A 25,765-nucleotide genomic window follows, 5' to 3' on the forward strand; every position below is an offset into this window, starting at 1 on the left:
AAGGTCGGCATGGGCGCCCTGCGCGCCTACCTCCTGGTCGCGATGGTGATGGTCATCATCAAGATCGTCCAGACCGCGCTCAACCACTGAGCCGCAGACCGCAGCCCGAACGGACGGGTGGTGGGCAGCGGCCCGCCACCCGTCCGTCCGTCTCCCAGGTCTCGCAGCCCTTCCCGCTCTCCCAGCTCTGCCAGCTCTCCCAGTGAAGGAGGTGCCGTCGTGCACACCCTGACCACCGCCGACTTCCTCGTCCGGCTCGCCACCGGGGTCGCCTGCGGCGCGCTCATCGGCGTCGAACGCCAGTGGCGGGCCAGGATGGCCGGCCTGCGCACCAACGCCCTGGTCGCCGCCGGCGCCACCCTGTTCGTGTTGTACAGCGAGGCCGTCGGCGACGCCGCCAGCCCCACCCGGGTCGCCTCCTACGTCGTCTCCGGCATCGGCTTCCTCGGCGGTGGCGTCATCCTGCGCGACGGCGCCGGCGTCCGCGGCCTCAACACCGCCGCCACGCTGTGGTGTTCGGCCGCCGTCGGGGTGCTCGCCGCCGCCGGGAAGCTCGAATTCGCCGTCCTCGGCACGCTCGGCGTCCTCGCCGTCCACCTGATCCTGCGCCCGGCCGGCCGGATGCTCGACCGCGCCCCGCAGTCTGGCAGCGACCCCGACTCCACCGTCCGCGCCACCGTCCACCTGGAATGCGAGCGCAAGGCCGAGACCCACATCCGGGCCCTGCTGCTCCAGGCCCTGTCCGCCTCCGGCCTCGCCCCCACCGGCCTGCGCGCCCGCCGCACCGACAGCGGCGACGCCACCAGCCTGCGCGCCACCGTGGCCATCACCGGGCAGGTCGCCCCGGCCCTCGAACAGGTCGTCAGCCGGCTCTCCCTCGAACCCGGCGTCCGCGACCTGCACTGGCACCTCGACGACGAACCCGACGACCCGAGCCGCCCCGCGCTCGCCTAGTAGGCGGCCCGGGGGAGGTAGAACGGAGGCACCGTCACGAGGCCGACCAGGAGGTCCCGATGTTCACCCCCGACCCCAGGCACGGGCCGCTGGTGCCGATGCTGCTGGTGCTCACCGTCGTCACCGGACTGGTGGACGCGGTCAGCTACCTCCGGCTCGGCCACGTCTTCGTCGCCAACATGACCGGCAACGTGGTCTTCCTCGGCTTCGCCCTGGCCGGTGCCGCCGGACTCTCCGCCACCGCCTCACTGAGCGCCCTCGCCGCGTTCGTGCTCGGCGCCCTGGTCGGGGGCCACCTCGCCCGGCGGCTGCCCGACCACCGCGGGCGGCTGCTGACCACGGCGATGGTCGGCCAGGTGGTGCTCGTCGCCGCGAGCATCGCCCTGGCCGCCGTGGCCGGCTACACCTCCGACCCGGCCCGCTACGGCCTCATCGGGTTGCTGGCCTTCGCGATGGGCGGCCAGAACGCGGTGGTCCGCTCCCTCAAGGTCCCCGACCTGACCACCACGGTGCTCACCATGACCATCACGGCCCTCGCCGCCGACCGCACCGGCCCCCGCCGTCTGGCCTCCGCCGTCTGGATGTTCGTCGGCGCCCTCGTCGGCGCCCTCCTCATCCGCCAGGCCGACGTCCCCGTCGCCCTGACCCTCGCCCTGACCCTCCTCGTCGCCGTCGCGGCCCTCACCCACCGGGCCGCCGGAGCCCACCCCGCCCCGGCCTGGACCCACCCGCTCTGACCCGGCGCCGCGCCCCTCCGCTCGCCGGTCCTCTCTCGTGGGTCAGTCGTCCTGGCGGTGGCCGGCGCGGCCGCTCCAGAGGGGTTCGAGGCGGGCCCAGCCCTGGGTCCAGGCTTCGTCGGCGCGGCGGTCGAGGACGTGCAGGCGAAGGCGCAGGGCGAGGGTGAGCAGGGCCAGGAGGGCGAGAAGGGCGCCGGCGCCGGTGCAGACGGCGGAGACGGCGACGGAGGCGCGGTTGGTCGGGGGCGAGGAGAGCGCACCGGCGGGGTCGACCCAGACGGGGACGACGGTGCCGGTGACGGCCGTGCGGGGGGCCTGGACGGTGCCGGTGTGCGGCTGCCCGTCGGGGTAGGTCCAGGCGGCCTCGGCGTCGACGCGGGTGCTGTAGCCGGCGCCGAAGCGTCCGCCGGTGCCGGTGCCGGTGCCGGAGCCGTGGTCGGGGAGGGTGAGCACCACGGCGTCGACCTTGTGGAGGCGCAGGCGGTCGCTGTCGGCCTGGGGTGCGGTGGCGTGGTAGGCGAGCAGGGCGCTGCCGGTGGCGAAGGCGAGGGCGAGCAGGGCCCCGAGGGTGCTCAGCAGCCAGGCGCGGGCGCGGGCCCGGTCGACGGGCCGGACCAGCGGTTCGTGCCGGGCACCGAAGGCCCGCCGCAGCCGGCGGCCGGTTCGCGGCGGGCGCGACGAGGGCCGGGCGGGGCGGGGTGTGCTGGACACGTCGACGGCTCCTCAGGGGGGTTGGGGCGGCGCGCTGGTGGGGGCGTGGGGCTTCGTCACCCAATTTCCACCCGGTGGCCGCCCGCGCACAAGAGTCGTGCGGGCTCGTACCACCGGGACCTGCGGACGGCGCCGCCGCGCGCCGGTCGCGTTCCGGGTCACGCCCGGGCGTGCGGCCGCCCGGCGCCCCTTCGCGCACCCGGGACGTTCGACCCTCGGCAGCGGCCGGGCGGGCGGGCAGGCTGGGGTCCGGCCGCATCCTTCGTGCCAGGGGACGGCTTGGCCCGGTTGACCGTGGGGGTGCCGGGCCGTGGTGCGGTGCAGGGGGTGAGCGTGGGGCTGCCTCCTGCCCGCCCGCACCCGGGTGACGGTGTCTCCGCCCGGGTTCTGACCACGTTCTGACCACGTTCTGACCGGGTTCCCGGCGAGGGACCCGAATGCGAGCGCTACGTGATCACCGGCGCGGGGGCGACGGAGTTCGAGACCTGGCTCCGGGATCCGGTCGCGCCCGAACCCAACCTGCGGAGCGTGCTGTTCACCAAGGTGGTGCTGGCCCTGATGCTGGGCCGCGACGCCGAGGAGTACCTGGACACCCAGCGCGCCGCCCACTTGCGCCGGATGCGCGAACGCACCGAACTGCGCCGCACCGGCGCCCTGGTGGACGCCCTGCTCGCCGACCACGGCCTGTTCCACCTGGACGCCCTGCGCTGGATCGACCTCACCGCCGCCCGCCTGGACGCGCCGGCCCGGCTCGGCCTGGCTCGGCCTGGGCGGCATGGAGCGGCATGGAGCGGCGCCGCTCCGGCGAACTGTCGGGTGGTCAGGCGCGGCGCGTGGCGCCGGCCCGGGGGCCCGGGGTCTGGCGGCCCGGCCGCAGGTGCTGTTCGCCGATGAGCCGACCGGCGCGCTCGACTCGCTGAAGCGGATCACCGGTCCTGAGGACGCCCGCAACGGCTGACGGCCCGTCGCCGTTCGGCATGGGCCGCCCGGGCGGTGGGCTCTCGGCGTCCGAGTGCCGCCGGGTACCCCGGCGCCCTCAGCGGGTGACGGGGTACCCGGTCGTTCCGGCCCGGACCACCGACGGCCGTTGCGGCAGCCAGCTGCCGAGGACCAGCGAGGACGGGTAGAACATCGGCTCCGGCAGCGCGTCCAGCGCGACCCGCTCCCAGCCGCCGCAGGAGTGCGGCTCGGTGACGACCGCCTCGGCCAGGCTCGGCGGCGCCAGCACGGCGGCGGTCAGCCGGGGCCGGCCGAGCTCGTGGTCGAGCAGGAGCGCGAGCACCCGCATCTGCTCGGCGGGCATCACGATGCCGGTCTCCTCGGCGAGTTCGCGGGCCGCGGTCTGCTCGAAGGACTCGCCGAGATCGACCTTTCCGCCGGGCAGGCTCCAGGTCGGCGGCTCGCCGGCGGTGGTGCGCCGGCCGATCAGCACCCGGCCGTCCCCGGTGGGCACGATGATTCCTGCGCCGAGCAGCGGTGCGGTGGTCAATTCGCCATCTCCTTCGCGGGGGTCCTCGTCAGGATCGGGGATTACCAGTTGGAGCGCTCGTAGTCCTTCAGGAAGCAGCCGTACAGGTCCTCGCCGAGCTCACCGCGGACGATCGGGTCGTACACCCGGGCCGCGCCGTCGACCAGGTCGAGCGGGGCGTGGAAGCCCTCGTCGGCCAGCCGCATCTTGTCCGGGTGCGGCCGCTCGTCGGTGATCCAGCCGGTGTCGACGGCGGTCATCAGGATGCCGTCGGTCTCGAACATCTCGTGCGCGCTGGTGCGGGTGAGCATGTTGAGCGCGGCCTTGGCCATGTTGGTGTGCGGGTGGCCGGCGCCCTTGTAGCCGCGCTGGAACACGCCCTCCATCGCGGAGACGTTGACGACGTACTTGCGGCGGGAGGCGGAGGCGGCCATCGCCGGGCGCAGCTGGCTGATCAGGATGAACGGCGCGGTGGAGTTGCAGAGTTGGACCTCCAGCAGCTCGACCGGGCCGACCTCCTGGACGGTCTGCACCCAGCTGTTGGTGGGCGCGAGGTCGGGCACCAGCCCGCCGGCGTCGATCGCGGTGCCGGCCTCGATCCGGGCGGGCGTGGCGGAGCCGGTGACGAGCGCGAGCGAGGTGACGTCCTCGGCGGCCATCCGCTGCGCGTCGCCGCTCGTCTGGTGGGGGAGGGCGGGAAGGTCGACGCTGCCGCTGCCGAAGCGGCCGATGGTGGTGGCCTGCGGCAGCTCGCCGGCCGGCAGCGGTGCGGACTCGGCGGCGATCAGCTCGCGGTAGGACTCCGGCGGGCGGCGCACGGTCTGCGCGGCGTTGTTGATCAGGATGTCCAGCGGGCCGTCGGCGGCGACCTCGTCGGCGAGCGCCATGACCTGGGCCGGGTCGCGCAGGTCGATGCCGACGACCTTGAGGCGGTGGATCCACTCGGCGCTGTCCGGCATCGCGGTGAAGCGGCGGATGGCGTCGTTGGGGAAGCGCGTGGTGATGGTGGTGTGGGCGCCGTCGCGCAGCAGCATCAGTGCGATGTACATGCCGATCTTGGCCCGGCCGCCGGTGAGCAGCGCGCGCTTGCCGGTGAGGTCGGCGCGGGCGTCCCGGTGGGCCCGGTTCTTGACGGCGCAGTCCTGGCAGAGGTTGTGGTAGAACGCGTCGACCTCGACGTACCGCTGCTTGCACGTGTAGCAGGAGCGGGGCCGCTCCAGGATGCCGGCGATCTCGGTGCTGGTGACGGTGGTCAGGCCGAAGGCGCCGGCGGTCTCGTCGTCGATCCGGGTGGGTGCGCCGGTGGCGGTGCGCGCGGTGACCTCGCGGTCGTTGGCGGTCTTGCGGGCCCGGGTCTCCTGGCGGCGGCGCTGCTTGAGCGTCCGGAATATGCCGCCGACGGCCTGGCGGACGGTGATCGCGTCCGGGTGGTCGACGTGCAGCTGGTCGAGCTCGGCGAGCACGTCCAGGCAGAGCCGCAGCCGCTCGGGGTCGAGGCCGGGACCGTAGTCGATCTCCTCCCCGGTGTCCGTGCCGCTCTGGTCCTGCTTGATGTCCACGCCCGCCGTCATTGCCTGTCGCCGCTTCCCGCTCGCCTCGCCGTTACCGCGTGAATGCTACGGGAGCGGCCCTGGCCGGGGCGAAAACCGTCGGCCTTGGATGATCGTCCAAGTCTACGCGCGGAGCATTGATCATGGTTTGTACACAGTGCCAGCAATGGGGCTCGAACTGGCTTTTGATCCCACCGTCCCGGAGAATCGAATGCTGGGTGCCGGGCGCCCGAGTGCGCCCGGCGGCAGTGCCGCAACCGCACCCGAGGTGTAATTTCTCCCAGCCAGAGAGCCCCCTTCATGCGCTTCCTGAACGACCTCAAGCCCTCGTACGACTTGACGTACGACGACGTCTTCATGGTCCCCAGCCGTTCCGCCGTGGGCTCCCGGCAGGCGGTCGACCTCTCCTCGAACGACGGCACCGGCACCACGATCCCGCTGGTCGTCGCCAACATGACCGCCATCGCGGGCCGCCGGATGGCCGAGACCGTCGCCCGCCGCGGCGGCCTGGTCGCCATCCCGCAGGACATCCCCACCGAGGTCATCGCCGAGGTCGTCTCCTGGGTCAAGCAGCGCCACCTGGTGCACGACACCCCGATCACCCTCGCCCCGGGCGCCACCGTCGCCGAGGCGCTGTCGCTGCTGCCCAAGCGCGCGCACGGCGCCCTCGTGGTCGTCGAGGACGGCAAGCCGGTCGGCGTCGTCACCGACTCCGACTGCCAGGGCGTGGACCGCTTCACCAGCCTCGCCGACGTGATGTCCCGCGACCTGCTGCTCCTGGACGAGGACATCGACTCGCGCACCGCCTTCGACAAGCTCACCGAGGCGCACCGCAAGCTCGCCCCGGTCGTCGACGCCGAGGGCCGGCTCGTCGGCATCCTCACCCGCAAGGGCGCGCTGCGCGCCACCCTGTACACCCCGGCCGTGGACGCCGCCGGCAAGCTGCGGATCGCCGCCACCGTCGGCATCAACGGCGATGTGGCCGGCAAGGCCAAGGCCCTGATCGACGCCGGCGCCGACGTGCTGGTCGTGGACACCGCGCACGGCCACCAGGAATCGATGATCAGCGCGCTGCGCGCGGTGCGCGGCCTCGACCCGCGGATCCCGATCGTGGCCGGCAACGTGGTCTCCGCCGCCGGTGTCCGCGACCTGGTCGAGGCGGGCGCCGACATCCTCAAGGTCGGCGTCGGCCCCGGCGCCATGTGCACCACCCGGATGATGACCGGCGTCGGCCGCCCGCAGTTCTCCGCCGTGCTGGAGTGCGCCGCCGAGGCGCGCCGGCTCGGCAAGCACGTGTGGGCCGACGGCGGCGTCCGCCACCCGCGCGACGTCGCGATGGCACTGGCCGCCGGCGCCTCCAACGTGATGATCGGCTCCTGGTTCGCCGGCACCTACGAGTCCCCGGGTGACCTGCAGACCGCCGCTGACGGCCGCCAGTACAAGGAGAGCTTCGGCATGGCCTCGGCCCGTGCGGTCAGCAACCGCACCGCCCAGGACTCCTCGTACGACCGGGCCCGCAAGGCGCTGTTCGAGGAGGGCATCTCGCACTCCCGGATGTTCGTCGACCCGGCCCGCCCGGGCGTCGAGGACCTGATCGACTCGATCGTGGCCGGTGTGCGCAGCTCCTGCACCTACGCGGGCGCCAACACCCTGGAGGAGTTCCAGGAGAAGGCGATCGTCGGCATCCAGAGCGCGGCCGGCTACGCCGAGGGCAAGCCGCTGCACTCCAGCTGGGCCTGATCGGGTCGGGCCTGAGCGCCCGCTCCTTCACCGGCCGGCCGGTTCCTCGCCTCGGGGAGCCGGCCGGCCGCCGTGCGGGGGGCGTCCGGGGCCCTGTGGGGTGCGTCCGGCGCCGTGCCCGGTGCATGCGGTGCCTCGCCCGGTGCATGCGGTGCCTTGCCCGGTGCGTCCGGCGTGCCCGCCGTCGTGCCCGGGGCGTCCGCCGTGCGTGGTGAGCCGTCGGCCGCGTCCGGTGCGGGGTGCGGGCCGAGCGGGAGCAGCAGGGCGTGGCCGAGCAGGCCGGCCGAGCAGTCCAGGGCGGCGGCGAAGGCCCGCGCGGCGGTCGGCACCGCGCGCAGCTCCCAGAGCGCCTGGACGGCGGACCACGCCCCCTCGCGGGCGGCCTCCACCGACCAGACGCCGAGCAGGTGGGTGAGCGGTTCGGCGCGCTCCAGCAGGTCCGGGCCGGGCATCAGCTGCTCCCGGACGGCCGTCTCCACCTCCGCCAGCAGGCCGTTGATCCGGTGGTAGTCCGCCGCGAGCCCGGCCGGCTCGCAGCCCCGACGCAGGCAGGTGTCCACGACGGCGAGCGGCAGGTCGTGCTGGATGTGGGCGTTCATCCCGGCCAACGCGAACTGCAGCGGGTGCACCCCCGGGTGGGCGCGCAGTGCGAACAGTGGACGCCAGCAGGCGGGCGGCTCCTGCCCGGCCGCGTCGGCGGCCACGGCCAGCAGGTAGCGCCCGGCGAACACCGTGTCGAGCTCGGCCATCGCCGCCGGATCGGCGAAGTACGAGCCGCCGAGCCGGTCGCGGACGGCCTCCGTGACGGTGAGGTAGAGCCGGTTGAAGACCGCCACCCCGTCCGCCGGGGGCAGGACCGCCCCGATCTCCCGCAGCCGACCGACCACCTCCTCGACCGTGACTGGCGCCGTGACCCGAGTCGTGACGGGTGTCGCGACAGGCGCCGTGACCGTGTTCGCGGCCAGCACCGCGACCGGCGTGCCGTCCGCCGCCATCGTCGTACCGGGCATGCGCCACCCTCCGATGTCGATCGTGCACTGATCGCATCATCGTGGCAGCGCGGACGGCAGCCCGGTGCGTGCGGCGCGCGGCGCGCGGCTGAGACCAGGTGATTCAGCCCAGCTCGTACTCCAGGACGTAGGTGTGGGTGCCGGCCTCGTCGACGGTCAGGCGGAACTCGCCGGTGAGCCCGGCCAGCTCGCCCGACCCGGTGCCCGGCACCACGCGTATGGTCGTCCCGCCGGTGTCCCACGCCGCGTGCTGGAGCACGAACGAGCCCTTACGCCCGTCCAGTTCGCCCGTCACGTGCTCCACCGCGACGTAGGACGCCGGGCCGCCCGAGGGGCCCGCGACGGAGAGCATCCGCACCTCGCTGGTGCCGCTCAGCCCACCCGTGAAGTTTTTGGAGATCCGGACCCGCCCGAAGGCCGCACCCTCGCGCTCCTCCGTCTCCACCGGTTCGAAGCCGGTCAGCTCGAACGACCCGCTGGCCTTGTCCCCCATGGCGCTCTCCCTTCGACGATCGCTACCCGGCCGGCTCCTCACCGACCGTGTGCGAAGCCTTGCACACGGCTCTGACAATCGGCCGGGCCGTCACTGCTCCCGCCGGCCCGCCCATCCCGCCTGCCCCTCTGGCTGCCTGCCCGTCCGCCGTCCGCCCTCCGCCCGTCAGTGCTCCCAGCGGAGCGCCAGCAGCGCCGCGTCGTCCGTCAGCCCGGCGTCGCCGACCCAGCCGTCGACGTCCGCGAGCAGGTCCTCCAGCAGGTCCGCCGGGTTCCCCGCGGGCAGCTCCGGCAGCCGCTCCTCCAGCGGGTAGAACCGCCCCTCGGCGTTGCGGGCCTCGGTGATGCCGTCGGTGTACAGGAGCAGCAGGTCCCCCGGCAGCGGCTCGAAGTGGACCGTCGGATACCCGTCACCGGTCAGCCCCCGCAGCCCGAGCGGCGGCGCGGCGTACGGCGGCGTCAGCGCGCGCACCCGGCCCGCGCGGCGCAGCAGCGGGGGCGGGTGCCCGCAGTTGACCACGCCGGCCGGCCCCCGCTCCGCGGGCACGGTCAGCAGCAGCGCGGTGGCGAAGCGCCCCTCGTCCGGTCGGGCGGCGAGCGCCGCGTCCAGCCGTTCGGCCAGCCGCGCGAGATCGGGCTCCGTCCGGGCCGCCTCGCGGAACACCCCCAGCACGTCCGCCGCCGTCTCCACCGCCGGCAGCCCGTGCCCCTGCACGTCACCGAGCAGGATCCGGGTGCCGTAGCGGGTGTCGACCACCGCGTACAGGTCCCCGCCGATGCGTGCCTCGGCCGCCGCCGCGACGTAGCGCACCGCGGTGCGCAGCCGCCCGATCCGCTCCGGCGGCGGGCGCAGCAGGGCCCGCTGTGCCGCCTCGGCGACCGTCCGGACGTGGAACAGCTCCCGCTCCCGGGCCGACACCAGGACGACGTTGGCGGCGCTGGCCAGGGTCGCCGCGAGCACCGTGATCAGCGCGGTGATGTGCACCTCGGCCGGCAGTTCGGTGTTGGTGGTCTCCAGCAGCCCGACCGCCACGACGGCGATGCCCCCGGCGGCCAGCGGCACCCGGGCGCTGCGGGTGGTCGCCCCGGCCAGGACCGGCGCGACGGCCAGTACGGGGGAGAGGGTCGTCCCCGGCCCCGTCACCAGGTCGGCCACCACGGCGGCGACCAGCAGCCCGAAGGCGCCGACCAGCAGCATCCGGGTGCGCCGCGGCAGGTGCAGCGGTGGCACACCGTCCGGGCCGTCTGCGCTCACACGTCCTCCCGGCTGCTCCCGGCGGATTGGCGACCTACCGTCCACTGTGCTCCGCACTCCCCGTGAGCGGCACCTCGGGGGACCGGGGCGGCTCGGGGACCTCGGCCGAGGCCGCCCCGAGCGGGCGGACTACGCTGGCCGGGAGATGAGACGCAAGAGCCGCCGCCCGGCCTCCCCCCTCCCGCAGCGCCACGGTGTGGACCCGGTGCACCTGCGGTTGCCGCCCGAGGGCCCCTGGCCGTCCGTCCGTGCCTACCTGGTCGAGCGGCTGCCGGCCGTGGCCGCCGCGCGGATCGACGCGGCGCTGAGCGGCCGCGAGATCGTCGGCGAGCACGGCCCGGTCGCCCCGGACGAGCCGTTCCGGCCCGGCGCGCACCTGTGGTTCTACCGGGACCTCCCCGAGGAGGTCCGCGTCCCGTTCGAACTGGAGGTGCTGCACCGCGACGAGCACCTGGTCGTCGTCGACAAGCCGCACTTCCTGGCGACCACCCCGCGCGGCCGGCACGTCGTCGAGACGGCGCTGTCCCGGTTGCGGCACAGTCTCGACCTGCCCGCCCTCAGCCCCGCGCACCGGCTCGACCGGCTCACCGCGGGCCTGGCCATGTTCGTGGTGCGGCCCGAGGAGCGCGGTGCCTACCAGACCCTGTTCAGCGACCGGCTGGTGCGCAAGGAGTACCAGGCGATCGCCCGGTACGACCCGGCGCTGGACCTGCCGCGCACCGTGCGCAGCCACATCCTCAAGGAGCGCGGGGTGATCGCGGCCCGGGAGCTCGACGCGCCGCCGAACAGCGAGAGCCGGATCGACCTCCTGGAACGCCGCGACGGCCTGGCCCGCTACCGGCTGCGGCCGCTGAGCGGGCGCACCCACCAGCTGCGGCTGCACATGTGCGGCCTCGGCGTGCCGATCCTCGGTGACCCGGTGTATCCGGTGGTGCTGCCCGAACCGGCCCCGGACGACTTCCGTCGCCCGCTCCAACTCCTCGCCTCGGTGGTCGAGTTCACCGACCCGCTGACCGGCCGGGAGCGCCGCTTCGACACCCGCCGCACCCTCGCCGCCTGGACGGACCCGCAAGCCTGGGCCGGCGGCCCAGGTCCGGCGACCCGGACACCCTAGGCCCAACGGACGACCGGGTCCCGGTTCCGGCGCCCGATCCGCCGCCGCCCCCTGCGGGGCGAGGGTGGGGGCATGAACGCAGCACAGCACACCGCCCCCGCCCCCGTCGCCGTGGTCACCGGCGCCTCCCGGGGGCTCGGCCTGGCGCTCGCCCGGGCCCTCGCCGCCGACGGCTGGCAGCTGGTGATCAGCGCCCGTGGCGCGGCCGGACTCGCCGCCGCCGAGGCGGCCCTGGCCGCCGTCACCAAGGTCGTCGCCCTCTCCGGTTCCATCGTCGACGACGACCACCGTGCCCACCTGACCGCGGCCGCCGACGGGCTCGGCGGCGCGAGCCTGCTGGTCAACAACGCCGGTACGCTCAACGGTGCCACCGCGCCCGGCGCCGAGCCGCTGCCCCGGCTGGCCGACTTCCCGCTGCCGGACCTGCTGGAGACCTTCGAGGTCAACGCGCTCGCCCCGATCGCCCTCACCCAGCTCCTCCTGCCTCAGCTGCGTGCCCGCGCCGGGAGCGTGCTCAACATCAGTTCGGACGCCGCCGTCGTGCCCTACCTCGGCTGGGGCGGCTACGGCGCCAGCAAGGCGGCGCTCGACCATGCCACCGCCGTACTCGCCCGCGAGGAACCGGAGTTGCGGGTGTGGGCGGTGGACCCGGGAAGCATGCGCACCGGGATGTTGCAGGAGGCCAGCCCCGGTGAGGACATCTCCGGCGAGCCGCTGCCCGAGGAGGTGGTGCCGGTCCTGCTCGGACTGCTGCACGACCGGGCCGCCTCCGGCCGCTACCGCGCCGAGGACCTGAGGGCCGCGGCCCGGGGTGGGCGATGACCGGACTCGTGGACCTCGGCCTCGACGTCGCCGTGCCGCCCGAACTCTCCGCCCGGGCACCGGCGGAGGCACGCGGCGGGGCGCGGGACGGCGTGCGGATGCTGGTCGGCCGGCGCGACCGGAGGAGCGTCGAGCACCACCGCTTCACCGAGCTGCCCGAGGTGCTGCGCGCGGGTGACCTGCTGGTGGTCAACAACTCGGCCACCCTGCCGGCCGCGCTGCCCGGCCGGCTGCCCGACGGTACGGCGGTCGCGCTGCACCTGTCCTCCGCCCAGCCCGACCAACGCGGCTCCCACCTGGTGGAGTTGCGGCGGGTGGTGCCGGGGTCGGCGGCCGCCTACTACCCGCCGGCCGACTCCCCGGCCCGCTCCGGTCTGCGGGTGGCGCTGCCCGCCGGCGGCGCGGCCGAGCTGGTCGCACCGTTCACCGCCCGGCTCTGGTACGCCGAACTGGCGCTGCCGGCAAGACTGTTGCCGTACCTGGAGGTGCACGGCAAGGCGATCCGTTACGGCTACGTGGACCGCGACTGGCCGATCGGGGCCTACCAGACGGTCTTCGCGGCCGTCCCCGGCAGCAGTGAGATGCCGAGCGCCGCAAGGCCGTTCAGCGCGGAGGTGGTGGCCCGCCTGGCGGGTCGCGGGGTGCTGGTCGCGCCGGTCACGCTGCACACCGGGGTGGCCTCGCCGGAGGCGCACGAGGCGCCGTACGCCGAGCGGTTCCACGTCCCGGCGGCCACCGCCCGTCTGGTCGGCCATGTGCGGGCCGGCGGTGGGCGGGTGATCGCCGTCGGCACCACGGTGGTGCGCGCCCTGGAGTCGGCCGCCGCGTCGGACGGCACCGTCCAGGAGGCGGACGGCTGGACGGAGTTGGTGATCACTCCGGAGCGCGGGGTGCGCGCGGTCGACGGCCTGCTCACCGGCTGGCACGAGCCCCGCGCCTCGCACCTGCTGATGCTGGCCGCCGTCGCCGGGCGGCCCCTGCTCGCCGAGTGCTACCGGGCCGCCGTCCAGCACCGCTACCTCTGGCACGAGTTCGGCGACGTGAACCTGCTCCTGCCGGACTGAGCCCGCGCGCCGCGCCGCCCGGTCGTGGGCCGGATCACTCGGTCGCGGGCCGAATTACTCGGACGGGCTGCCCGGGGGCAGTTCCAGCTCGAACCAGACCACCTTGCCGTCCCCGGTGCGGCGGCTGCCCCAGCGGTGCGCGAGCTCGTTGACCAGGTGGATGCCGCGCCCGCCCTCGTCCTCGGCGCGGGCGCGCCGGATCCGGGGCGTCTCGCTCTCCTGGTCGGCGACCTCGACGGTGAGCGCCCGGTTGCAGAACAGCCGCAGCTGGGTGGGGGATCCGGCGTGCACCAGGGCGTTGGTGATCAGTTCGCTGGTGAGCAGTTCGGCCCAGTCGGCGAGCGGTTCGAGGCCCCAGGCGGCCAGCGTCTCGCGGGTGAAGCGGCGTGAGTGGGCGACCATCGCGCGGTCGCCGGTGAGCGGCAGGCTGGCGATCCGGTCCGCGCCGACCGGCCGGACCTGCGCCATGATGACGGCGATGTCGTCCTCGCTGGTGGGGCCGGTGAGTTCGGCCAGGACGGCGTCGCAGGTCTGCTCCAGCGAGCGGCGCCGGTCGGCGACCGTCCGGCAGAGCAACTGCAGTCCCTCGTCGATGTCGTGGCCCCGGCGCTCGACCAGCCCGTCGGTGTAGAGCGTCAGGATGGCCTCCTCGGGGAGGGTGAACTCCACGCTCTCGAACGGGACCCCGCCAACGCCGAGCGGTGCGCCGGGCGGCAGTTCGACCAGGTGCGCCCTCCCCTGCGGATCGGCGACGACGGGCGGCAGGTGGCCGGCGCAGGCGGCGGTGCAGTGGCGGTCCACCGGGTCGTACACCACGCAGACGCAGGTGGCGAACTGGCCCTCGCCGAGTGCGCTGGAGGCCTCGTCCAGCCGGTGCAGGACGCGCTCAGGGGCCAAGTCCAGGGTGATCAACGTCCGGGCGACAGTGCGCAGTTGGCCCATGGTGGCGGCGGCCCGGATGCCGTGGCCCATCACGTCGCCGACGATCAGCGCGACCCGCCCCGAGGAGAGCGGCACGACGTCGAACCAGTCGCCGCCGACCTCGCTGACCACGCTGCTGGGCAGGTAGCGGTAGGCGAGGTCCAGGCCGAGCGTGCGGTGGATCTCCTGCGGCAGCAGGCTGCGCTGGAGGGTGAGCGCGGTGTCCCGCTCGCGCCGGTAGAGCCGGGCGTTGTCGATCGCGAGGGCGGTGCGCGCGGCGAGTTCCTCGGCCAGCGAGCGGTCCTCCGGGCCGAACGGCTCCGGGTTGCGGGTGCGGACGAACTCCGCGCCGCCCAGCACGAGTCCGCGCGCCACCAGCGGCACCATCAGGTACGAGTGCACCCCGGCGGCCAGCCCCGGCTGGACCCGGTCGGGTGAGGCGGCGATCCGGCGCATCTCCTCCTCGGTCACCTCGGAGACCAGGATCGAGCGCCGGGTGCGCAGGCTCTGGGCGTACAGCTGGGCGGACTGCGAGGTCTCGCCGACCTGGTCGGAGGCCGCCGTCATGCCGCCGCCCCGGGTCGCTTCGCCGACCGCCACCGCCCGCATCAGTATCGAATCGTTCTCCGGGACGGGGCCGGGCTCCTCGCCGCCGAGCACCGCGTCGCGCAGGTCCACGGTGACGAAGTCGGCGAAGCGCGGGATCACCACCTCCACCAACTCCTGGGCGGTGCGGTGCAGATCGAGGGTGGTGCCGATCCGGGTGCTGGCCTCGTTGAGCAGCGACAGCCGCTGCTGCGCGGCCCGGGCCTCGTCCAAAGCCCGCTGCCGGGCGGCGGCCGCGTCGCGTTCGCGGGTGAACAGCAGCGCGTTGTCGATGGACACGGCGGCCCGCACCGCCAACTCGCCGGCCAGCGCCAGGTCGTCCTCCTCGTAGGGGCGCTCCACCAGGGTGCGGTAGAAGCCCGCGACGCCGACCGCGGTGCCGCGCGCGATCAGCGGGACGACCATGAAGGAGTGGACGTTCTGCTCCCGCACCGCCGCGGCGCGCACCGGGTCGTCGGCGAACCAGGCCATCCCCTCCGCGTCCATCCGCGGCACCAGGACCGGCTTGCGGTGTGCCAGGCTCCACGCGTACGGCGTGCCGGGCGCGAAGCGGTGCACCCCGCCGAGTCGGGCGACCGGCCGCAGCGTCGAGCCGGGTACCGAGTGGAAGGCCATCCGCCGCAGCAGCGCCGAACCGTCCGCCGGGGCGCGGGCCTCGCGCTCGCCGCGGACCAGGTCCTCCAGCACCTCCACCACCACGGAGTCGGCCAGCCTGGGCGTCGCCACCTCGGCCAACTCCTGCGCGGTCTGGGCGAGATCGAGCGTGGTGCCGATCCGGGTGGAGGCCACGTTGACCAGCGCCAGCCGCTCCTGGGCGGCCTTCGCCTCGCGCAGCGCCTGCTGCCGGGCCAGGACGGTCTGGTGCTGGCGCAGGTACAGCCGGGCGTTGTCGATCGCGACGGCGGCCCGCGAGGCCAGCTCGTCGCCGAGGGTGATGTCGGCCTCGGCGAACGACTCCCGGTCGCCGCGCCGCGAGTACACCACCATGCCGAGCGTGGTGCCGCGCGCCACCAGCGGGGTGATCCGCACCGAGCGCGGCCGGTCGCCGAGGTAGGCCCGGCGGTGGCTCTCGGTGATGGCCTCGCTCAGCAGCGGCAGCTCCCAGGACGGCACCACCACCGTCCGCCCGGTGGCCAGCGCCCGGGCGTACGGCGAGTCCGGCGTCAGCTCGTACAGCGATTCCACCGGCAGTGACTCGGCCGGGTACAGCGGGTCGGTGGTGGCCAGGGCCAGCCGGCGGACCAGCTGCGGCGCGTCCGGGTCGGGCGGTTCGACGTTCCGCCCGGTCACCAGCACCTCCAGCGCGAACACCCCGCTGATGTCGGCGACCCTGGGCACCATCGTGTCGGCCAGCTCCCGGGCGGTCTGCCGGAGGTCGAGCGTGGTGCCGATGGAGGCGGTCGCGTCGACCAGCAGGGCCAGCCGCTCCTGGGCCCGCGCAGCCCGGGCCTCGGCGCGGAACCGCTCGGTGACGTCGATGACGGTGGAACTGACGCCGAGCACCCGGCCGCCGGGTTCCTCCAGCCGGAAGTACGAGGCGGACCACGCGTGGTCGTGCTGCGGGTCGCCCGGGGTGCGGCCGTGCGAGCGGGTGTCCACCACCGGCTCGCCGCTCTCCAGGACCCGTCGCATCACCGCCTCCGCCTCGGCGCCGTTGATCCCGGGCAGCACCTCGGTGAGCCGGTGGCCGAGCTGCTCCTCGACGGGCAGGCCGTTGGCCCGGGCCAGCGCCTCGTTCAGCCGGACGAAGCGCAGCTCGGGGTCGAAGACGCCCATGCCGACGGGGGACTGGGTGAAGAAGCCGTCGAGCACCGCCAGGTCCGCCTGGATCCGGCGCAGCGTGGTCACGTCGGAGGCGACGGCCAGCACCAGCGTGCGGCCGTCCGGCCCGGTGATCGGATGGGTGCGGAACTCCAGGTTCACCAGATGCCCGTCCCGGTGCCGGACCGGGAACACACCGGACCAGGCCCGGCCGTGCAGGATCTGCTGGAACAGTTCCAGCACCTCGGGCCGCTGCTCCTCGGAGGTCAGCAACTTGGCGGCCCTGGCCCCGATCGCCTGCCCCGGGGAGTAGCCGAGCAGTGCCTCCGCGTCGCCGCTCCAGTGCAGGATCCGGCCGTCGGCCTCGATCAGCGCCGTCGCGATCGGCACCATCAGCAGGGCGTCCTGTTGCGGCTCGCCCAGGTGGTGTTCGTTGTCGTTCACCATGGCCAGAGAACCGTCCGGAGATCGTCCCCACCAGCCCTGCCATCTTCGCACGCGGCCCCGGCGGGCCGCTCACCGTAGCGGCTCACCGGAGCGGCAGCGGGCGCTCCGGGAAGAAGTCGTCGAGCTCCCGGTGGCACCGCGGCGCTGGCGGCGGTCGAGCGTGCGAAGTCGGCCGGGCCGACTTCCCGCGCTCCTCACCGGGTCGCGGCCCGCTCGCGGGCCGGGGCGGCCTCCGGGGCTTCGCCGCCCCGGGCTTCGGCGGTGCGGGCGGCCAGGGCGAGCAGCGCGCCGACGAGACACAGGGCGGCGGCGACCAGAACGGCCCGGTCGGTGCCCGCCGCCAGGGCGCGGGCGGCGGCCTCCCGGCCGGGGCCGCCCGGTCGGGCCGAGCCCGCGACGGCCACGGTGACCGCGACGCCGAGCGCCGAGCCCAGGTACCGGGAGGTGTTGTTGGCACCCGAGCCCATGGCCGCCCGGTGCGCCGGGACGCTGCTGACGGCCAGCCGGGCCAGCGCCGCATTGAGCACCCCGCTGCCGACGCCCGCCACCGCCAGACCCGGCGCCAGCCGCAGCCAGCCGGAGCCGGGCGCCAGCCCGTACAGGCCCGCCTCGCCGAGGCCGCAGACCGCGAGCCCGACGGCGACCTGCGCGGTGGCCGACAGGTGCGCCGCCAGCCGCCGCGCCTGGAGCGCGGACAGCACCGACAGGCCCGACCAGAGCGCCAGCACCCCGCCCGCGGCCAGGCCGGACAGGCCCAGGACGCCCTGGAGCAGGGTCGGCAGGTAGCTCATGAAGCCGACCAGCGAGAGCCCGGTGAACAGGGCCCCGCCGGTGGCGGCGACGAAGCCGGGGCTGCGGAACAGCGCGAGGTCCAGCATCGGCTCCCGGACCTTCGCCTCGACCAGCCCGAACAGCGCCAGCAGCAGCACCCCGAGCGCCAGCAGCACGACGACCACCGGCCGCCCCCAGCCGCCGCGCCCCTCGGCCAGCCCGGCGATCAGGCAGGACGTCCCGGCGGCCAGCGTCAGCACCCCGTACGGATCGAGGGCGCGTGGCCGTTCGGCCCGCGACTCGGTGAGGACGGCGGCCGCGTACGCCGCCACGGCGGCCGAGACGACCGCGATCCCGCCGCTGACCGCGCGCCAGCCGGCCCACTGCCCGACCAGCGCGCCGTACACCGGGCCGACGGCGATGCCGAGGCCGACGGCGGCGCCCCAGACCCCGAGTGCCCGGATCCGGCCCGGGCCGGGCGGGTGGGCGTGGCTGATCAGGCCGAGCGCGGGTGCCAGGACGGCGGCCGAGGCGACGCCGAGCAGCACCCGGGCGGCCAGGTAGACGGCGCCGCCGGGGGCCAGCGCGGCCAGCGCCTCGGCGGCTGCGAACAGCAGCACGCCGAAGGTGAAGACCCGCTTGCGGCCGTGGTCGTCGGCGGCGCTTCCGGCGGTGAGCAGCAGGGCGGAGATGCCGACCAGGGTGCCGGTGAGGATCCAGGTCCGGCCGGTGGCCCCGAGGTGCGCGGCCTGGGCGGTGGCGGCGAGCGAGGCGGTGGGGGCGGTGTAGGCGACGGTGACCAGCGCGGTCGCGGCTGCGGTGGCGGCCAGGGTGGCGCGGGGCCGGACGGGCGCGGTGACGGGGGAGGGGCCGGGTGGTGCGGGGGACATGGGGTGTTCCTCCGGAGCGCGAACCTTAGGTCTGGTGAATGAACCTTCGTCTCGATCGGCACGCTACCACCATTGGTCTGTTCATTGAACCCGCTGTCCGGGTGGACTACGCTGACCCGCATGGCGCTGGGAACCGACTACGAGCAGCAGGACTGCGCACTGGCCCGCGCCCTGGAGGTGGTCGGCGAACGCTGGAGCCTGCTGATCCTCCGCGACGCCTTCTACGGAGTGCAGCGTTTCAACGACTTCCTCGCCCACCTCGGCATCCCCCGCGCCGTCCTCACCGCCCGCCTCAACGCCCTGGTCGCGGCGGGGGTGCTGCGCAAGGAGCCGTACCAGCAGGCGCCGCTGCGCCACGGCTACCTGCTCACCGAGACCGGCCTCGAACTGTGGGGACCGCTCTACCAGTTGAGTCGCTGGGGCGGTCGCCACGCGACCGCGGGCGGTCCGCACCACCTGTTCGCGCACGCCGTCTGCGGCACCGACCTGGACGTCGTCGGCGCCTGCCCGCGGTGCGGCGGCGCACCCGTCCCGCCGGCCGAGATCGCGATGCGCCCCAACCCCGCCCGCGGCGGCGCGCACCGGGACGACCCGGTCTCCCGCTCCCTGGTCCGCCCGCACCGGCTGCTCGAACCGATCGCCTCGGCGGCGCCGGCCGCGTAGCGAACGGCGGGCGACGGACGGCGGCGCGGTCGTCGGCAGGCTGCCGACGGCCGCGCCCACCACGCCCCGGTCACGGGTGGAACGTCACCTCCGGATTGGCGGCGGTCGGCCCGTCGAGGAGCGGCTGCCGCACGCCCTTCAGCTGGAGGTCGAAGAAGGCCGCCACGTACGAGCGGGTGAGCTCCGCGCCCCGCTCGCCCGACATCGTGGTGCCGGGAGGCTGGGGCAGGTTGAGCTTCTCGAAGAACAGCGGGAAGTCGGTGAAGGTGCCGTGGTTGGAGCCGGCGAAGGTCAACCAGCGCTTCCAGCCGTCGAGGTGTGGCCAGCTCTCCGTCCAGCTGCTGTCCTCGGCGCCGTCGGGCAGCGGGTGGCCGATCATCAGGAAGGGCTTGCCGCCGATCCCGGAGGCGGGGACCGTGACGTCCATGGTGCCGTCCAGGTCCACCCCGGCCCGGATCCGGTCGTCGGCGAGCAGGGACGGGACGGTCGAGGCGCCGCCGGCCGAGTGCCCGGCCATCCCGATCCGGTCGCGGTCGATCATGCGGGCGTAGCGCCACGCCGGGTGGGGGCGGGCGGTCAGCTGGTCGAGGACGAAGGAGACGTCCTTCGCCCGGCTGTTGTCCACGGCCGCCCAGGACTCCGGGGTCGTCAGCTTGTCGCACAGCAGGCACGGGAGGGTCTGCCCGTCGGGGAACGTCGTCCCGGTGTTCTCGTAGGTGTGGTCGACCAGCGCGACGACGTACCCGCGGCTGGTCAGGTCCTCGGCGAGGCCGCTCAGCGAGGCCCGCGGCATGGTGAAGCCCGGCGACAGCACCACCAGCGGGAAGTGGCCGCCCTGCGGGCGCGCGTCGGACTTCGCCCAGGTCCGGGTGCCGGTGACCGTCTCGGTCGGGATGGTGTTGCCCGGGAGCTTCCCGTCCAGCAGCATCCGGGCGGCCGCAGGGGTCATGTACGGGGCCGAGCTGCCCGTCCCGGCCTTCGCGGGGTAGTACATCGACACCATCAGCTGGCGCGGACCGGCGGAGGGGACCCACGGATCCGGGCGGTCCCGGTCCACCAGGTGCAGGATCTCCTGCCCGACCGCGTACGGGCCGGTCGGGCGCGGCATGTCGACGTGGACGGCGGTGGGAGCGGGAGCGGAGGCGTTCGTCAGGGCGGCGGGAGCGGCCAGCGCCGGCGCGGCGGCGGCGACGGACAGCGGCAGGGTGAGCAGCAGGGCTGCCGCGGCCGTGGTGGTGCGAAGTCGGTTCATGTGAGGGACGGTAGGCCGGGGGAGCGGAAGTTGACGTCCACTCAGCGGCGTAGAGATCCCTTCCGGGACGTGCGGGAGGGGACCCTTAGGGGTCGGCCGAATGGACGCCGGCCGGACCGAACCGAACCGGGCCGAACTGAACCGGATTGGACTGAACCGGACCGAACCGGGCCGGAGTCGTTGAGGAATCGAACTCGAACTCACCGCGGAGCAGCGAGTTCGGGAGTCCACCCCTCGGATCGTCCGCCGGTCAGAGGCTCCGGGCCCGGACCTCCTCGACGAAGGCCGCCGCCGCACCGGCGTTCGGCACCGGGAGGGTGAGCGGCAGGCCGGCCGAGTGCGTCCGGATCTCCAGTTCCCCGAGCTCCGAGGCCCGCGCGGACTGCACCTCCGTCCACCGGAACGACTCCGTCGCGGCGAGCGGGTGCGGCGGCCGGTGCACCAGCCCGCCGGCCGTCAGCGTCAGCCGCCCCCGGGCGAACCGGACGCCGCCCTCCGTGCGCAGCGCCTCGTGCAGTGCGGCCCGGAGGGTCGGGCGGAGTCGCTCGTCGAGCTCCCGGAACAGCTCGTCCAGCCGTCGCAGGTGCGCCAGTGCCAGTGGCTCGTCCGCGCCGACCAGCCAGATCCGGCCCTGCTCGCCCACTCCGTGCCGCCCGCCGGGGGCGTACTCGGTGGCCTCCACCGCACTCCACGGCAGGGGCTGCTCCGCGCCGTCCGCCCCGACCAGCACCAGCCCGCGCTCGTGCACCCGGACGGCCCGCAGGCCCGGCGCCGGCCGCAGCCGCCCGTACCCGCTCGCGGCCGTGATCGCCGCCGCGGCCACCACGGGCGCGGGCCACCACTCCCCGCTCGCCAGCCAGGCTGCCCCGGCGACAGCGGCCGCCGCCGCGTCCAGCCAGGCCCGCGTCGGCCATGGCAGCGGCCGGAACCGCCGGTACACCCGCACCGCGCGGCCGAGCCGCCCGTCGCCGTCCGCGACCGACCGAGCCCGCGACAAGGGCCACACCACCGCCACCTCGGCCACCTCCCGCTGAGCGAACAACACAACCGGAACCGCGACTGTCAGATCCTCAGCATCGACCGACCGCCGCGCCCTCGAACAGGGCCAATTCGTACCTCTTGGCCCTGAAACGACCTCACCCCATCCTCCACCTCACTCCGCCGACGGTCGCACCCGGTCCTCCGCCGGGCCCGCTCACCGCCACGCCCCGGCCCCGGCTCGTCAGCTCGTCGTCGCGTACTCGTTCTGCAGCGTGCGCAGCAGGGCCGTCCCGGCCGGATCGGCGGAGCGGCGGGTGTTCACCAGGACCACCACCCCCACCTGCTTCTCCGGATCGAAGGCCACGAAGGAACGGAACCCGCCCGTGCCGCCGTTGTGCCAGATCTGCAGGTGGCCGCCCTGCTGGCTGTGCAGGCGGTGGCCGAGCCACCCCAGGTGCGTCCAGGCGAACGGGTTGACCCGGTGCCGGGTCTCCCGGGTGAGCGTGATCGCGGGCGCCAGCGGTGCGTCCGGTTCGCGGTCGGCGGCCAGCTGGGCCCGCAGGAGTATCGCCAGGTCGGAGGCGGTCGACCGGAGCCCGCCCATGCCGGAAATGTCCGCGAAGTCCCAGTACGGCACGGGTCGCCCGCCGGAGGTGTGCCCGTGCGCCAGCCGCTCGGACTGCTCCCGGCCCGAGCGCACGTGGGTGTCCACCAGCCCCAGCGGCTCGCATATCTCGCGCGCCACCAGCTCCTCGTAGCCGGTGCCGGCCCGGTGGGCGAGGGCCAGGCCGAGCAGCCCGGCGCCGAGGTTGGAGTAGCGGAAGCCGCGCCCGGGGGTGGCCCGCAGTCTCGTCCGGGCCAGCCCGGCGAGGACGTACTCGGTGCTGCAATGCGCGTACGGATCGGGCTTGTTGGGATTGAGCAGCGCCGTCGCCAGCATGCCCCGGGGCAGCCGGGGGAGCCCGGAGGTGTGGGTGGCGAGGTGCCGCAGGGTGATCGGCTGCCCGCCCCTGGCCGGGACGGCGGCACCGTCGGGCCGTATGTCGGCGAGCACGTCGGCGAGCGGTTCGGCGAGCGGGTCGTCGAGCCCGGTGGCGGTCCCGCCGGAGTCGGCGAGCGCCAGCCGCGCGAGGGCGAGCGAGGTGAACACCTTGGTGACGGAACCGACTTCGAACAGGGTGTGCGGCCCGGGCACGGCGCCGCCCGGACCGGTCCGCCCGGCGCCGCGGATCTCCACGGCGCCGCCGGCCAGCCCGGCGACCACCGCGCCGACGTGCTGGCCCGCGAGCCGGTCGGCGGTCTGTTGCACGAGGCGGGCGAGTTCGTTCATGCCTTGAGCGTAGGGGGCCGCGACCTGCGAAGTCGTCCGTCGGAACGACGATTTCAACCGCCCTCCGCTGCTCCCGCGGGAGTACGCCCCCCCCCCACATGAGTACGCCCCGCTACGCTCGGCAGCGTACGGACACCACGGTGTGATGACCGGTCCGGGCGTAGCGGGGCGCGTGGTGGGGCGGGGGCGAGCCGTCAGCAGCTCAGGTTGCCCCCGGGGACGGTGCCGAGGATCTGGACGAAGCTCTGGTACAGGCTGATCCGGTGCTGCATCTGGGCGGTGTTGTTGCCGTTGCACTCCAGCGAGCCGTTGATGCTGCGGATCGTCTCACCGAAGCCGTACCCGTTGACCATGGCGTTGTGCGCGGTCATGGTGCCCGGCCCGTTCTGGGTGTTCCAGTACCAGAGGCCGGTCTTCCAGGCCACCGCCGGGTCGGTCTGCACCAGGTTCGGATTGTGCAGCAGGTCGATGCCGAGCGCGTCGCCGGCGGCCTTGTAGTTGAAGTTCCAGCTCAGCTGGATCGGCCCGCGCCCGTAGTACGCGGCCTGCCCGGCCGGGCACCCGTACGGTTGCGAGGCGTCGCAGTAGTGCGGGTAGTTGGCGGTGTTCTGCTCGACCACGTACACCAGTCCGCCGGTCTCGTGGCTGACGTTGGCGAGGAACGCGGCGGCCTCCTGCCGGCGCACGGTGTCGCTGCCGGTGGCCGCGAAGCCGGGGTAGGCGCCGAGCGCGTCGAGCAGGCCCTGGTAGGTGTAGAAGGAGTTCCGGCCCGGGAACATCTGGTCGAACTGGGCCTGGCTGACCGGGAATCCGCCCGGGTTGGGCGGCTGGGTCGAGCCGCAGCCGTACGGCTCCCAGTACCAGGTGCTGATGACCGGGTCGTAGCCCGGGTTGTCGTGGGTGGCGCGGTAGTAGCCGCCGTTGGTGTACCGGACGATGTCGCCGGCGACGTAGGCGCGGCCGGCGACCCAGGCGGGGTAGTCGCAGGTGCCGGACGTCGGGGTCGGCGTCGGGTCGGTGGACCCGCCGCAGGAGCCCTGGTCGGCCCAGACCCCGGTGCCGCTGGTGCTCGGGGGCTCGTTCTGGGTCCACCACTTGGCGGCCCAGTTGTGCCCGTTGTACGAGACGGCCGCGCCGCCGGTGTAGGCGGTGGCCGCGCTCCACGGCGTGCCGCAGGCGGCGGCGCTGGCGGAGGCGGGGAGGAGGACCGCGACCGCCAGTGCCGTGACCACGGCGGAGAGCAGCGCGAGCAGGCGTTTCATTGACACGTCATCACCCCTTGTGCGGTGGGGGCCGCACGTCGTCGTGACAGGGACTTGAGCGGGCAGGGGATCCGGGTCCCGTGCGGGGGTGCGCCAGGGGAAGGCGGCCGACCGGGGTGTGGGCCGGTGCGGGGCCGTGAAGGCGACTCAAGCGGAGTGTTCTATACCTGTCAAGAGAGTGGGTGAAACCGGCTCGCAAATGCGGTGCGCACGCCCCCCGGCGCCCCCGCGGGCCCTCCCGGCCTCCGAGCGTCGCCCTCAGCCCCCGCGAGCCCCCTCAGTCGCCGAGCGCCGCGCGCAGTCGGGCCGCGACCTCCGCCGCCCCCGCCTCGTCCGGGTACTTCCCCCGCGGCCAGAAGAAGCCGCGCAGCCCGTCCTTCGGATTGCGCGGCACCACGTGGACGTGCAGATGCGGCACCGACTGGCTGATCCGGTTGTTCGCCGCCACGAAGCTGCCCGCCGCGCCCAATCCGCGCTCCACCGCGGCGGCCACCCGCTGCACCTGGAGGAAGAACGGCCCCACGTCGGCGGCCGGCAGGTCCGCCAGGGTGCGGTGGTGGGTGCGCGGGACGACCAGTACGTGGCCGGGGAACAGCGGCCGCCGGTCCAGGAAGGCCACCGCCGCCTCGTCGTCCAGCACCCGGTGCGCGGGCTCCTCGCCCGCCACCACCGCACAGAAGACGCAGTCCATCCGCCCATTCAAACCACCGGCGCCCGCCCCGGCACCTCCGCGATCGCGCGGTTGCGGGGCGTCACCCGTCCGGCCTCGAGCGGGTGCGGCCGCCGGGGCGGGTGGCGCACGGTGCTGGAGGGGGTCGACCAGAGGCGCGCCGTGCGCCGCACGAGGAGGTGGCCCGATGGCGGGCAAGTTCGAGGTCTACGAGGACGCCGGCGGCAAGTACCGGTTCCGGCTCAAGGCGGGCAACGGCGAGATCGTCGCCACCGGCCAGGGCTACTCCAGCAAGGAGGCCGCCCACAAGGGCGTCGAGGCCGTCCAGCGGGCGGCCAGCGACGCGCCGGTGGTGGACGTGCCCAAGGCCGCCTGAGCACGCCGAGCACCGAGCACCGAGCGCCGAGTGCCGACACCGAGTGCCGAGCACCGAGCGTCGAGCACCGAGCATCGAGCGCCGCCCGCCACGCGGCAGCACGCCGTGTGGCGGATGGCGCCGCCCGCGCCGCGGTCGTCACTCGTAGCGGTGGAGCAGCGCCTCCCGCTCGGTCTGCTCGATCATCTCGATGGTCAGCGAGTCGTCCCGCAGGTGCGAGAGGGTGATCTCGGCCGAGGTCGGCTGCGCGTCCTTGGCCAGCCAGTTCTCCGGCTTCCACGCCGAGCCGCGCAGGAAGGACTTCGGGCAGTGCGCGTACACCTCCTCGACGGCCACCACGATCGCGCTGCGCGGGGGCTTCCCGACGGCGGTCAGCTGCCGCAGCAGCTCCGGGTCGGTGGAGACGCAGGCCCGCCCGTTGACCCGGAGCGTGGTGTCCCGGCCCGGAACGACGAAGAGCAGCCCGACCCGGCCGTTCTCCAGGATGTTGTGCAGGGTGTCCAACCGCTTGTTGCCGGTGGCGTCCGGGATGGCCAGGGTGTGCTCGTCGAGGACGGAGACCACCCCGGCCGGCCCGCCGCGCGGGGAGACGTCGCAGCGCCCGGCGGCGTCCGAGCTCGCCACGAACACCAGCGAGGAGCAGGCGATCAGCCGCCGCGCGACCTCGTGCAGGTGGTCGACCTGCTTGCGGCGCGCGTGGTCGCCGGGCTGCTCGTAGATCTCGCGCAGCTGCGCCGGGTCGGTCAGCGCCCCTGCGCCGAGAGCGGCGAACAGGCTGCCCGGCGCATTCGGAGCTGCGGTTGACGACATGACAGATTCCGGTGTGCTGGTCATACCGGAAATCTAGCCGAGCCCCTTCCCGGAGCCCCCGGCCGCCAGCCGGTGCAGTCCTCGGTAAAGCTTCCCCGCCACCCCTCC

Annotated in this window: 23 protein-coding genes; 9 read left to right on the forward strand and 14 right to left on the reverse strand. The window is 74.6% G+C overall.

Annotated elements, in window-relative coordinates; genetic code table 11:
• Nucleotides 1-219: 219 nt before the first annotated feature.
• Both ACIOGZ_RS22370 and ACIOGZ_RS22375 read left to right on the forward strand, forming a co-directional pair.
• Nucleotides 220-954, forward strand: a complete 735-nt coding sequence (locus tag ACIOGZ_RS22370; protein WP_063346501.1) for an MgtC/SapB family protein — start codon at nt 220-222, stop codon at nt 952-954.
• A gap of 59 nt (nt 955-1,013) precedes the next feature.
• Nucleotides 1,014-1,691 (forward strand): YoaK family protein, encoded by a 678-nt coding sequence (locus ACIOGZ_RS22375; protein WP_400986930.1) that lies wholly within the window; start codon nt 1,014-1,016, stop codon nt 1,689-1,691.
• A gap of 42 nt (nt 1,692-1,733) precedes the next feature.
• On the opposite strand, the gene ACIOGZ_RS22380 is transcribed toward ACIOGZ_RS22375, so the two are convergent.
• Nucleotides 1,734-2,402 carry a hypothetical protein gene (locus ACIOGZ_RS22380; protein WP_363581636.1) on the reverse strand — a complete coding sequence of 223 codons (669 nt, stop codon included), beginning with the start codon at nt 2,400-2,402 and terminating at the stop codon, nt 1,734-1,736.
• Nucleotides 2,403-2,852: 450 nt separating this feature from the next.
• On the opposite strand from ACIOGZ_RS22380, the gene ACIOGZ_RS22385 reads away from it, so the two are divergent.
• Complete coding sequence (locus tag ACIOGZ_RS22385; RefSeq protein ID WP_400986932.1) at nt 2,853-3,296, forward strand: hypothetical protein; 444 nt, start codon at nt 2,853-2,855, stop codon at nt 3,294-3,296.
• 142 nt (nt 3,297-3,438) lie between these two features.
• On the opposite strand, the gene ACIOGZ_RS22390 is transcribed toward ACIOGZ_RS22385, so the two are convergent.
• A complete protein-coding gene (locus ACIOGZ_RS22390) occupies nt 3,439-3,891 on the reverse strand; it encodes an NUDIX hydrolase (RefSeq protein ID WP_400986934.1) in 453 nt (150 codons plus the stop codon).
• A 41-nt stretch (nt 3,892-3,932) separates the two neighbouring features.
• Nucleotides 3,933-5,441, reverse strand: coding sequence for an SDR family NAD(P)-dependent oxidoreductase (locus tag ACIOGZ_RS22395; protein ID WP_400986936.1), 1,509 nt, complete (start codon nt 5,439-5,441; stop codon nt 3,933-3,935).
• A 279-nt stretch (nt 5,442-5,720) separates the two neighbouring features.
• On the opposite strand from ACIOGZ_RS22395, the gene ACIOGZ_RS22400 reads away from it, so the two are divergent.
• Complete coding sequence (locus ACIOGZ_RS22400; protein WP_363628208.1) at nt 5,721-7,160, forward strand: GuaB1 family IMP dehydrogenase-related protein; 1,440 nt, start codon at nt 5,721-5,723, stop codon at nt 7,158-7,160.
• Here the strand turns inward: ACIOGZ_RS22400 and ACIOGZ_RS22405 are convergent.
• From ACIOGZ_RS22405 to ACIOGZ_RS22415, 3 genes are all read right to left on the reverse strand, one after another.
• Nucleotides 7,121-8,170: a DUF5995 family protein gene (locus tag ACIOGZ_RS22405; RefSeq protein ID WP_400986938.1), complete on the reverse strand. Its 1,050-nt coding sequence runs from the start codon at nt 8,168-8,170 to the stop codon at nt 7,121-7,123. The genes ACIOGZ_RS22400 and ACIOGZ_RS22405 overlap by 40 nt on opposite strands.
• A gap of 103 nt (nt 8,171-8,273) precedes the next feature.
• The gene (locus ACIOGZ_RS22410) at nt 8,274-8,663 is read right to left on the reverse strand and encodes a DUF3224 domain-containing protein (protein ID WP_363581644.1); all 390 of its coding nucleotides are present in this window, start codon (nt 8,661-8,663) and stop codon (nt 8,274-8,276) included.
• Nucleotides 8,664-8,828: 165 nt separating this feature from the next.
• The gene (locus ACIOGZ_RS22415; protein ID WP_363628211.1) at nt 8,829-9,917 is read right to left on the reverse strand and encodes a PP2C family protein-serine/threonine phosphatase; all 1,089 of its coding nucleotides are present in this window, start codon (nt 9,915-9,917) and stop codon (nt 8,829-8,831) included.
• 145 nt (nt 9,918-10,062) lie between these two features.
• Here ACIOGZ_RS22415 and ACIOGZ_RS22420 point away from each other — a divergent pair, with 145 nt between their 5' ends.
• The 3 genes from ACIOGZ_RS22420 to ACIOGZ_RS22430 all read left to right on the forward strand — a co-directional run bounded on the left by ACIOGZ_RS22420 (nt 10,063) and on the right by ACIOGZ_RS22430 (nt 12,917).
• On the forward strand, nt 10,063-11,031 hold the full coding sequence (locus tag ACIOGZ_RS22420) for a pseudouridine synthase (RefSeq protein ID WP_363581648.1): 969 nt from the start codon (nt 10,063-10,065) through the stop codon (nt 11,029-11,031).
• 72 nt (nt 11,032-11,103) lie between these two features.
• On the forward strand, nt 11,104-11,853 hold the full coding sequence (locus tag ACIOGZ_RS22425; RefSeq protein WP_363581650.1) for an SDR family NAD(P)-dependent oxidoreductase: 750 nt from the start codon (nt 11,104-11,106) through the stop codon (nt 11,851-11,853).
• Nucleotides 11,850-12,917, forward strand: coding sequence for an S-adenosylmethionine:tRNA ribosyltransferase-isomerase (locus ACIOGZ_RS22430; protein ID WP_400986940.1), 1,068 nt, complete (start codon nt 11,850-11,852; stop codon nt 12,915-12,917). Before ACIOGZ_RS22425 ends, ACIOGZ_RS22430 begins: the two co-directional genes overlap by 4 nt.
• A gap of 54 nt (nt 12,918-12,971) precedes the next feature.
• Here the strand turns inward: ACIOGZ_RS22430 and ACIOGZ_RS22435 are convergent, their stop codons facing one another.
• Nucleotides 12,972-16,652, reverse strand: coding sequence for a SpoIIE family protein phosphatase (locus ACIOGZ_RS22435; protein ID WP_363581654.1), 3,681 nt, complete (start codon nt 16,650-16,652; stop codon nt 12,972-12,974).
• 194 nt (nt 16,653-16,846) lie between these two features.
• Nucleotides 16,847-18,313: an MFS transporter gene (locus ACIOGZ_RS22440; protein WP_400803237.1), complete on the reverse strand. Its 1,467-nt coding sequence runs from the start codon at nt 18,311-18,313 to the stop codon at nt 16,847-16,849.
• 120 nt (nt 18,314-18,433) lie between these two features.
• Here ACIOGZ_RS22440 and ACIOGZ_RS22445 point away from each other — a divergent pair, with 120 nt between their 5' ends.
• Entirely contained in the window at nt 18,434-18,976 is a 543-nt protein-coding gene (locus ACIOGZ_RS22445) for a helix-turn-helix domain-containing protein (protein ID WP_363628215.1), read from the forward strand.
• A gap of 70 nt (nt 18,977-19,046) precedes the next feature.
• Here ACIOGZ_RS22445 and ACIOGZ_RS22450 read toward each other — a convergent pair whose 3' ends face one another.
• The 5 genes from ACIOGZ_RS22450 to ACIOGZ_RS22470 form a co-directional block, all read right to left on the reverse strand.
• Nucleotides 19,047-20,228, reverse strand: a complete 1,182-nt coding sequence (locus ACIOGZ_RS22450) for an alpha/beta hydrolase family protein (RefSeq protein WP_400986942.1) — start codon at nt 20,226-20,228, stop codon at nt 19,047-19,049.
• 250 nt (nt 20,229-20,478) lie between these two features.
• Nucleotides 20,479-21,225 carry a hypothetical protein gene (locus ACIOGZ_RS22455; protein WP_400843305.1) on the reverse strand — a complete coding sequence of 249 codons (747 nt, stop codon included), beginning with the start codon at nt 21,223-21,225 and terminating at the stop codon, nt 20,479-20,481.
• Between the two features lie 225 nt (nt 21,226-21,450).
• A complete protein-coding gene (locus ACIOGZ_RS22460; protein ID WP_400986944.1) occupies nt 21,451-22,539 on the reverse strand; it encodes a serine hydrolase domain-containing protein in 1,089 nt (362 codons plus the stop codon).
• Between the two features lie 194 nt (nt 22,540-22,733).
• On the reverse strand, nt 22,734-23,801 hold the full coding sequence (locus ACIOGZ_RS22465) for a glycoside hydrolase family 19 protein (RefSeq protein ID WP_363628419.1): 1,068 nt from the start codon (nt 23,799-23,801) through the stop codon (nt 22,734-22,736).
• 277 nt (nt 23,802-24,078) lie between these two features.
• Nucleotides 24,079-24,492: an HIT family protein gene (locus tag ACIOGZ_RS22470; RefSeq protein WP_363581666.1), complete on the reverse strand. Its 414-nt coding sequence runs from the start codon at nt 24,490-24,492 to the stop codon at nt 24,079-24,081.
• A 166-nt stretch (nt 24,493-24,658) separates the two neighbouring features.
• Here ACIOGZ_RS22470 and ACIOGZ_RS22475 point away from each other — a divergent pair, with 166 nt between their 5' ends.
• The gene (locus tag ACIOGZ_RS22475) at nt 24,659-24,847 is read left to right on the forward strand and encodes a DUF1508 domain-containing protein (RefSeq protein WP_063346479.1); all 189 of its coding nucleotides are present in this window, start codon (nt 24,659-24,661) and stop codon (nt 24,845-24,847) included.
• 138 nt (nt 24,848-24,985) lie between these two features.
• Here ACIOGZ_RS22475 and ACIOGZ_RS22480 read toward each other — a convergent pair whose 3' ends face one another.
• Nucleotides 24,986-25,657 carry an MSMEG_1061 family FMN-dependent PPOX-type flavoprotein gene (locus ACIOGZ_RS22480; protein WP_363628220.1) on the reverse strand — a complete coding sequence of 224 codons (672 nt, stop codon included), beginning with the start codon at nt 25,655-25,657 and terminating at the stop codon, nt 24,986-24,988.
• Nucleotides 25,658-25,765 lie beyond the last annotated feature (108 nt).

Origin of the sequence: Kitasatospora sp. NPDC088160, assembly GCF_044741445.1 — a bacterium.
Taxonomy (GTDB): domain Bacteria; phylum Actinomycetota; class Actinomycetes; order Streptomycetales; family Streptomycetaceae; genus Kitasatospora.

Excerpts from the sequence above, each read along its gene's own strand:
- ACIOGZ_RS22395 (WP_400986936.1), bottom strand. The coding sequence starts at position 5,441 with ATGACGGCGGGCGTGGACATCAAGCAGGACCAGAGCGGCACGGACACC.
- ACIOGZ_RS22405 (WP_400986938.1), bottom strand. The coding sequence starts at position 8,170 with ATGCCCGGTACGACGATGGCGGCGGACGGCACGCCGGTCGCGGTGCTG.
- ACIOGZ_RS22445 (WP_363628215.1), top strand. The coding sequence starts at position 18,434 with ATGGCGCTGGGAACCGACTACGAGCAGCAGGACTGCGCACTGGCCCGC.
- ACIOGZ_RS22465 (WP_363628419.1), bottom strand. The coding sequence starts at position 23,801 with ATGAAACGCCTGCTCGCGCTGCTCTCCGCCGTGGTCACGGCACTGGCG.
- ACIOGZ_RS22435 (WP_363581654.1), bottom strand. The coding sequence starts at position 16,652 with ATGGTGAACGACAACGAACACCACCTGGGCGAGCCGCAACAGGACGCC.
- ACIOGZ_RS22375 (WP_400986930.1), top strand. The coding sequence starts at position 1,014 with ATGTTCACCCCCGACCCCAGGCACGGGCCGCTGGTGCCGATGCTGCTG.
- ACIOGZ_RS22400 (WP_363628208.1), top strand. The coding sequence starts at position 5,721 with ATGCGCTTCCTGAACGACCTCAAGCCCTCGTACGACTTGACGTACGAC.
- ACIOGZ_RS22450 (WP_400986942.1), bottom strand. The coding sequence starts at position 20,228 with ATGAACCGACTTCGCACCACCACGGCCGCGGCAGCCCTGCTGCTCACC.
- ACIOGZ_RS22425 (WP_363581650.1), top strand. The coding sequence starts at position 11,104 with ATGAACGCAGCACAGCACACCGCCCCCGCCCCCGTCGCCGTGGTCACC.
- ACIOGZ_RS22410 (WP_363581644.1), bottom strand. The coding sequence starts at position 8,663 with ATGGGGGACAAGGCCAGCGGGTCGTTCGAGCTGACCGGCTTCGAACCG.
- ACIOGZ_RS22460 (WP_400986944.1), bottom strand. The coding sequence starts at position 22,539 with ATGAACGAACTCGCCCGCCTCGTGCAACAGACCGCCGACCGGCTCGCG.
- ACIOGZ_RS22470 (WP_363581666.1), bottom strand. The coding sequence starts at position 24,492 with ATGGACTGCGTCTTCTGTGCGGTGGTGGCGGGCGAGGAGCCCGCGCAC.
- ACIOGZ_RS22430 (WP_400986940.1), top strand. The coding sequence starts at position 11,850 with ATGACCGGACTCGTGGACCTCGGCCTCGACGTCGCCGTGCCGCCCGAA.
- ACIOGZ_RS22420 (WP_363581648.1), top strand. The coding sequence starts at position 10,063 with ATGAGACGCAAGAGCCGCCGCCCGGCCTCCCCCCTCCCGCAGCGCCAC.
- ACIOGZ_RS22480 (WP_363628220.1), bottom strand. The coding sequence starts at position 25,657 with ATGTCGTCAACCGCAGCTCCGAATGCGCCGGGCAGCCTGTTCGCCGCT.
- ACIOGZ_RS22440 (WP_400803237.1), bottom strand. The coding sequence starts at position 18,313 with ATGTCCCCCGCACCACCCGGCCCCTCCCCCGTCACCGCGCCCGTCCGG.
- ACIOGZ_RS22475 (WP_063346479.1), top strand. The coding sequence starts at position 24,659 with ATGGCGGGCAAGTTCGAGGTCTACGAGGACGCCGGCGGCAAGTACCGG.